We start from the raw sequence: 7596 nt of genomic DNA, 5'->3' as shown, positions 1-7596 counted from the left end.
CCACCGAGCATCCGACAGGTCCGATCGATATGGACGTCGCTCCATCCCCATGTACTGCCAACGAACCAGCACGCCCGCTGACAGCCGGCAAACGCGAATCAACCTGATCGAGGATCAGATGCCCTCTAAGCGCGCGCACCCGGGCTCCCCATCAATTTCCGCCCCGCCTGTGGACAACCGCCGGAACGTGTCACACCCTCCCGCTACTTTCCCACCCACCCAACAGGGGTGGGGGAGGTGGCGGACGCGCGCGAGAATCAAGATCAAGAACGCGGCGGCTAGGCGGCCATCTGAGCGCCGATTGTCGACAGCGGGCGCGACGGTCCGGGTTCGGCGCCCTGGCCGGCCACCCGAGTAGGTCCGGGTCGCGGTCGAGTGGTAGGAGCAGGCGCGAGCGGTAGACCAGGCTTGCAGTGGTGGGACAGAGCGGTATCCGGGTCGAAATACCGCTCTGAGTCACCACGGTCCGCGCGGGTGGTAGCTCAGAGCGGGGGAAGCTCAGTGGACGGCGCCCGGTACTACCACCGGCCGCCCGGTGTGGGCGGCGCGAAAGGCCGAGCCGGCCGCCGGCGCCACAGATGCCGCCTCGACCTACCACCGCCGTACCCGGCTACCACCGCCGTACCCGGCTACCACCGCCGTACCCGGCTACCACCGCCGTACCCGGCTACCACCGCCATGCCCGGCTACCACCGCGAGCGGCGGCAGCGACGGTGAGCGGGCACCCCGGGCGCCTGGCAGACCCGGCCCGACCCCACACCCAGCGCAAACGCCGGCAACAACGCCACCCAGCGCAAACGCCGGCAACAACACCACGCACCAGAAAGGCCGTCAACAACACCACGCACCAGTAAGGCCGGCAACAAAGCCACGCATCAGAAAACACGACCGAACCACGAACGGTCTCCAGCGGCCTGCCCGCCGGCCGCAACTCCCGTCGGGCTCGCGCCGATAGGCTCGTTGGTCATGCTGGTGCATTCGTTGCCCGCCGAACCGCAGCCGGCGCCGTGCGCGAGTGCCGATGTGGTTCGGGCCGGCCGCCACCTGTCCGCCTACGTTCTCGGTTACGCGACGTTCCGCTCCGGGACCGGAGCGGCGATCCACCATCGGGTGCTGCCGGTCGCCGGCGCCGCGCTGGTCATCGACCTCGATGGTCACGGTGCGGTGCTGACCGGGCCGCGGGCGCGGGCGGCTGTCGCGGCGCAGCGGTGGGGACGCGGGGTCACGGCCGGGCTGACGCCGGCGGGAGTGCGGGCGGTGTTCGGGATGCCGATGGGTGAGCTGGCTGGGGCCACCGTCCCGTTCGAGGAGGCAGAGCTGGTCGAACGACTCGCCGCGGCTGGCGACGATCGGCTCGCGATCCTCGACGGCTGGGTACGGCGCAAGATCCGGGACGCGCGCCAGGGGGTCGATCCGCGGATCGTGATGGCGTGGGCGCGGCTGCAGCGGCCGGATGCCGAGCCGGGCGTCGGCGTGCTGGCGGCCCGGCTCGGTATTCGGCGGCGGCTGCTGGAGCAGGGTTTCCGGCAGCATGTCGGGATCGCGCCGGGGGCTGTCGCCCGGATCGCCCGGCTGCAGCGCGCCATCGGGATGCTCGCCGGGCGGGTCGCGCTGGCCCGGGTGGCCGCCGACTGTGGCTACGCCGACCAGCCGCACTTGACCCGCGACGTGCGTGCCATGTGCGGGTGCACCCCTGGGGAGTTGCGCCGGCATCTGCATCTCGCGCAATCGTTCAAGACGCCGTCTCCGGGGCTCGCCTAGCTTGATCGCATGTCCCTCGACGGCAAGATCGCGCTGGTCACCGGCGGCTCCCGCGGCATCGGGCGGGCGGTGGTGGAACGGCTCGCCCGCGACGGCGCCCAGGTGTACTACACCTGCCGCACTGAGCCGCGCCTGCTGGGCGCGACAGGCATCCGGGCCGACCACGAGGATGTCGGCAGCGTCGAGGCGATGGTCGCGGCCGTCGGTGACCGGCTCGACATCCTGGTCAACAACGCCGCGATCAACCCGGGCGCGACGCTGGCGGAGGTGAGCGCACCGGAGTTCGACCGGGTGCTGACGGTCAACGCGAAGGTGCCGGTGCTGGCGATGCGCGCCGCGGCCGAGCGGATGGGGCCGGGTGGCCGGATCGTGAACCTGTCGACGCTGAACACGGTCGTGCCGGCGCCCGGGCATCTGCTTTACACGATGAGCAAGGGCGCTCTCGAGCAGGCCACCGCCGTCGCGTCCCGGGAGCTGGGGCCGCGGGGCATCACCGTCAACACGGTGTCGCCGGGAGCGGTCGAGACGGACATGCTCCGGTCGGTCAACTCGCCCGAGGCACTCGTTCAGACGGCGGCGCTGACCGCCTTGCGGCGGCTCGGCCGGCCCGGCGACATAGCCGACGTCGTGGCTTGGCTGGCCGGGCCGGACGCGGGCTGGGTCACCGGCCAGAACCTCCGCGCGACCGGCGGGCTGCTCGTCTGACCCGGCTCAGTTCCAGGGTGCGAACGCGTTCTCCGCCGGCGGGTTCAGCGTCGGGCAGTGCCGCTTGATGATGGTGCTCATGGTGTTCTCGGCGATCCAGTCCAGGCCGAACTGGGTGTAGATCTCGGGCCGGTAGTCGACGGTGAGGAAGCGGTCACTCTGCAGGCGGCGGGACGCCATCAGGATGAAGACGCGGAACGCCGTGTCGGAGAAGCCGAACCCGTCCGGTGGGGTCTCGGCGAACATGCCGACCATCGTGTCCACCTCGTCGATACTGCGGTAGACGCTGCGCAGCTTCGCCACCGTGGACGGGTCGGCGCTGAGGTCTTCCCAGCGGGTGATGCGCGGCAGGTGCAGGCCGGCCCGGAAGTCGTTGTAGCGCGGGACGTCGCGGCGCCGGGTGCGGACCAGGTCGACCACGGACAGGTCGATCAGCTCGCCCTCGCGTTCGAGATTCATCAGCGTACGCGGATAGTTGTGCAGCGTGATCGCACCGGGGTGGGCGGTGCCGAACGAGTGCAACACGTTCGTCAGCCCGAGCGTACGCAACTCGTCGTCTGCTTTGTCGCCGAGCAGATCGAGCAGGTCACGGTCTCCGGAGCCACCGAAGGAGAAGGTGTCCGGGAGCAGCGGGTGCATCCGGTAGACGGCGACGAAGTCCTCGGTCAGTGAGTACGGCGCCGCGTGGTGGTCGGGTGTCGTGCCGGGGATGCCGTGCAGCGCGTGCACGTCGGTCAGCCAGACGCCGATCCGGGACAGCCAGTCGCCGGCCGGGACACCGCTCCAGTTGATGTTCATGCCCTTGTAGAGCGTGTCGGTCTTGAGGATGGCCGGCGTCCACTCGACGGTGTGGATCTTGGCGATCTGCGCGGCGACGATCAGGCGGGCGGTCTGGTAGATCCGCTCGTCGTCCCACGACGGATTCCGGGAGCGCAGCTCGTCGCAGAGCACGTTGTGCTCCCGTACGAACAGCGTGTGCATGCTGCTCAGCCCCAGCCACCAGGCCTCGTTGAACCCGGTCACCTCGGCGCCGCTGAGGTCGGTCGGCAGGTACCCCTCGGGCGTGAGCCTCAGCTTCGCGCCGTCCCGCAGCGCGTTGGCGGCCGGACGGGAGGTGCCGTACACCTCGGAGCCGTCCCACCAGTGCGAGACCACGTTGCCGAAGGCGCCGTTCGCCAGCGGGACGTTCCCGCCGATGCGCATCTCCGTCTCGAGCGCCCCGCCCGGCGTGTTCGCCCAGCCGGGCAGGTCCGGTGGCAGCGGCACCCGCACGTCGTCCACGCCGAGGGGATGCCGCTCGTGCACCACCCAGTCGTGCACCTGGAACTGGATCCAGTTGGCGGCCAGGATGTTCAGCGTCGTCGCGGGAATGAACGTCTCGCGGCGCAGCAGCTCCCGGCTGACCACGATCGGGTTGGGCGTGTCGTGCAGGTCGGGCCGCGGGTCGGCGGCCACGTTGCGGCCGAAGGCCGCGCCGACCGCTCCCATCCGCGGGTCCGACAGGTCGTTCGAGCTGCCGTCGTGGGTGCGGAAGTTGCGCTGGTCGCCGGTCGGCCTTTCGGGCACTTCGCGTACGCGCGGAGGAGCGTCCCGCGCCTCGGTGTCGAGCAGGTTGTCCCGCCGCAGCACGTCCCGGAACGACGCGAGGTTGAGCAGGGCCAGCGCCCCGGGCATCCGGTGCCACGGCACGAACCGGTTGGCCGTGGCGAAGATCCGGCCGGCGATGCCACTGAACACGGTGTTCCGCAGCGGCGCCTCGGTGATCCACCGCTCCTGGTTGCGGTGTGCGGCGCTCGCGTCGTACGCGGCCCGGCGTACCCGATTGAGGTTGCCCAGCGGCCGGAAGTCCTCGCTGGTGTTCCACGGGTTGTAGCTGAGGTTGGCGGCCGAGGCCGGCGTGCCACGGTGGATGGTGAGCACCGCGACGACCTCGGGCGGCGCGGACGGCGAGCGCCAGTCGACCGCGGCGTCCTCGATCGGCGTGCTGCGGGCGTCCCGGAACCGCTGCACGCACAGTTCGAACCGCACGTCCCCGGCGGCCAGCCGGCCGGCCATCTCGGCGGTGAGGAAGTCCGGCCCGTCGTGGGAGGCCGCGGCGGGGGTGTCCGGGGCCGGCCGCAGCGAGTACTGCACCGCGGTGCCGCCCCAGCGGATCGGCGTCCGGCTCCAGTACGAGATGGTCGCCACGCTGGTGATCGCCGAGCGGCCGCCGAGGATGTTCCGGATCATGCGTACGGCCTCGAACGGCCCGACCACGAACGGAAGCCGCAGCAGGCCCAGAACGCGCGACAACCCGCCGCCCGCGGTGAGCGCGGCGAACTCGACGAACTGCTTGGCGTCGCGTGCGTGCGCGACCGGCGCGCTGGTCATCGTCAGATCGTGCTGTTCACCCCCGGACGCCGTCACCCGCAGGGCCACGCCGCGCAGATCCGGCGAACGGTCGGAGAGCAGCCGCCCCTCGGCATTGCTGAACCGCACCGTGGTGGCGTAGGAGGCGCCCGGCTGCGCGAAGCCCACCCGGAGGTCGGGGGCCAGATCGTCGACGAACCGCAGGGTGGCCTCGTCGACCACGTAGGTGCCCTTGGCCTGGAACCCGGCGACGATCTTCCCGCCGGCCGCGTTCTTCACCTGCGCCTTCATGATCTTGCGCGCGAGCTGGTCGAACAGGACACGTTCGGCCTCGGGTGACCCGCCCAGATAGCTTTCCGCCCACGCAGCCGTCATCGTCCGCCCCCAGAAAGCGCAAAAAGTGGTAGCTCATCGCTGAGCTACCACTTTCTACAGGAGACGGCGGGTTTGCGATCCCCCTAAGCGGGACGGAGGGTCGCCCAGCCCTCATCTCGTGTCCGTGCGGCCGCCAGAAGACCCGCGACCGTTGACGCGTTGGTGATCTCGCCGCGCAGGATCATGGCGACCGCCTCGTCCAGCTCGAACCAGGCGATCTCCAGGTCGGCCTCCTCGTCCTGCCGCTCGTGCCGCTCGTCCTCCGGCACCGGGGTCAGGTCGCGGGCCAGGAAGACCCGGATCGTCTCGTCGCTGAACCCGGGCGAGGTCTGCAGGTCGAGCAGCAGGTCGAAACGGCCCGCCGCCCAGTCCGTCTCCTCGGCGAGCTCCCGCCGCGCGGTCAGCACGAGTTCCTCGCCCTGGACGTCGCGCAGCCCGGCCGGGATCTCCCAGAGCCGCTCCCCGACCGGGTGCCGGTACTGCTTGATCAGCACCACCCGGTCCAGGTCGTCGAGCGCCACCACGCCGACGGCGCCCTTGTTCCGCACCACGTCCCGGGTGGCCGTCCCGCCACCGGACATGGTCACCTTGTCCGAGTAGACCGTGAAGATCGGCCCGGCATAACGCTCGGTACGGTCCAGGGTCTCGTGCTCGAAAGCGGTCACGAGGCCGGAACCGCCTCGGCCGTCCCGGCCACCTCGGCCAGCGGGCCGACGGGCAGTTCGTCGGCCGCCGCGTACGCCACGGCGGCCTTGACGAACGCGACGAACAGCGGGTGCGCCCGGGTCGGCCGGCTCTTCAGCTCCGGGTGCGCCTGGGTGGCCACGAAGAACGGGTGCGTCTCCCTGTCCAGCTCGATGAACTCGACCAGGCGGCCGTCCGGCGAGGTGCCGGAGAACGTCAGGCCGGACTTGGCGAGCTTGTCGCGGAAGTCGTTGTTGACCTCGTAGCGGTGGCGGTGGCGCTCGGAGATCTCGGTGCTCTCGTACGCCTCGGCGACGATCGACCCGGGGGTCAGCGCGGCGGGGTAGGCACCCAGCCGCATCGTGCCGCCCAGGTCGCCCTTGCCGACCACGATGTCCTGCTGGTCGGCCATCGTCGAGATCACCGGGTGCGGGGTGGTCTCGTCGAACTCGAGCGAGTTGGCGCCGGCCAGCCCGGCCAGGTTGCGGGCGGCGTCGATGGTCATGCACTGCAGTCCGAGGCACAGCCCCAGGATCGGGATGTTGTTCTCCCGGGCGTACCGCGAAGTGTTGATCTTGCCCTCGATCCCGCGGATGCCGAAGCCGCCGGGGATCACGATGCCGTCCACGCCCTTGAGCGCGGCCGCGGCGCCGGCCTGGGTGTCGCAGTCGTCGCTGGGCACCCAGCGCAGCTGCACCTTGGCCAGGTTGGCGAACCCGGCCGCCCGGATCGCCTCGCTCACCGACAGGTAGGCGTCCGGCAGGTCCACGTACTTGCCGACCAGGGCCACCGTGATCGTGCGGCGCGGGTGGTGCACGCGCTGCAGCAGATCGTCCCAGCTCGACCAGTCGACGTCGCGGAACGACAGGCCCAGGCGGCGCACGACGTACGCGTCCAGGCCCTCGCGGTGCAGCACCTTGGGGATGTCGTAGATGCTCGGCGCGTCCGGGCAGGCCACCACGGCCTCGCGGTCCACGTCGCAGTAGAGCGACAGCTTGTGCTTGAGCTTCTCCGGGATCTCCCGGTCGCTGCGGCAGACCAGCGCGTCCGGCTGGATACCGATGTTGCGCAGCGTGGCCACCGAGTGCTGGGTCGGCTTGGTCTTCAGCTCGCCGGAGGGCGCCAGGTAGGGCACCAGCGAGACGTGCAGGTAGAAGACGTGGTCGCGGCCGATCTCGTGGCGCACCTGCCGGATCGCCTCGAGGAACGGCAGCGACTCCATGTCGCCGACCGTGCCGCCGACCTCGGTGATCACGACGTCCGGCGTACGCCCGAACTCGTCCGGGTCGGCCATCGCGAAGATGCGTTCCTTGATCTCGTTCGTCACGTGCGGGATGACCTGCACCGTGTCGCCCAGGTATTCCCCGCGCCGCTCCTTGGCGATCACCGCCGAGTAGATCTGGCCGGTGGTCACGTTCGCCTTCTGCGACAGCGACCTGTCCAGGAAGCGCTCGTAGTGACCGACGTCCAGGTCGGTCTCCGCGCCGTCCTCGGTGACGAAGACCTCACCGTGCTGGAACGGGTTCATCGTGCCCGGGTCGACGTTCAGGTAAGGGTCGAGCTTCTGCATCACGACCCGGAGCCCGCGCGCGGTCAGAAGATTGCCGAGGCTGGAGGCGGTGAGCCCCTTGCCCAGCGAGGAGGCGACGCCCCCGGTGACGAAGATGTGTCGGGTATCGCGCGCTGCAACGGCCAAAGCCAGCTCCCGTGGTCGGTCCTACA

General features: G+C 70.5%; 5 protein-coding genes. 2 read left to right on the top strand and 3 right to left on the bottom strand.

Annotated elements, in window-relative coordinates:
• Positions 1-966: 966 nt before the first annotated feature.
• The gene (locus QSK31_RS46630) at positions 967-1761 is read left to right on the top strand and encodes a helix-turn-helix transcriptional regulator (RefSeq protein WP_285691609.1); all 795 of its coding nucleotides are present in this window, start codon (positions 967-969) and stop codon (positions 1759-1761) included.
• Between the two features lie 9 nt (positions 1762-1770).
• Positions 1771-2466, top strand: a complete 696-nt coding sequence (locus QSK31_RS46625) for an SDR family NAD(P)-dependent oxidoreductase (RefSeq protein WP_285691608.1) — start codon at positions 1771-1773, stop codon at positions 2464-2466.
• A 6-nt stretch (positions 2467-2472) separates the two neighbouring features.
• On the opposite strand, the gene QSK31_RS46620 is transcribed toward QSK31_RS46625, so the two are convergent.
• From QSK31_RS46620 to pyrG, 3 genes are all read right to left on the bottom strand, one after another.
• Positions 2473-5190 carry a peroxidase family protein gene (locus QSK31_RS46620; protein WP_285691607.1) on the bottom strand — a complete coding sequence of 906 codons (2718 nt, stop codon included), beginning with the start codon at positions 5188-5190 and terminating at the stop codon, positions 2473-2475.
• Positions 5191-5273: 83 nt separating this feature from the next.
• Entirely contained in the window at positions 5274-5855 is a 582-nt protein-coding gene (locus tag QSK31_RS46615; protein WP_285691606.1) for an NUDIX domain-containing protein, read from the bottom strand.
• Complete coding sequence (gene pyrG, locus QSK31_RS46610) at positions 5852-7570, bottom strand: CTP synthase (protein ID WP_285691605.1); 1719 nt, start codon at positions 7568-7570, stop codon at positions 5852-5854. The genes QSK31_RS46615 and pyrG overlap by 4 nt, the downstream gene beginning before the upstream one ends.
• Between the last annotated feature and the right edge of the window lie 26 nt (positions 7571-7596).

This window comes from Actinoplanes sp. NBRC 103695, from assembly GCF_030269485.1.
Taxonomy (GTDB): Bacteria; Actinomycetota; Actinomycetes; order Mycobacteriales; family Micromonosporaceae; genus Actinoplanes.
This window is presented reverse-complemented; position numbering and strand designations above follow the sequence as displayed.

Coding starts and splice junctions, on each gene's coding strand:
- QSK31_RS46630 (WP_285691609.1), top strand. CDS start 967: ATGCTGGTGCATTCGTTGCCCGCCGAACCGCAGCCGGCGCCGTGCGCG.
- QSK31_RS46625 (WP_285691608.1), top strand. CDS start 1,771: ATGTCCCTCGACGGCAAGATCGCGCTGGTCACCGGCGGCTCCCGCGGC.
- QSK31_RS46620 (WP_285691607.1), bottom strand. CDS start 5,190: ATGACGGCTGCGTGGGCGGAAAGCTATCTGGGCGGGTCACCCGAGGCC.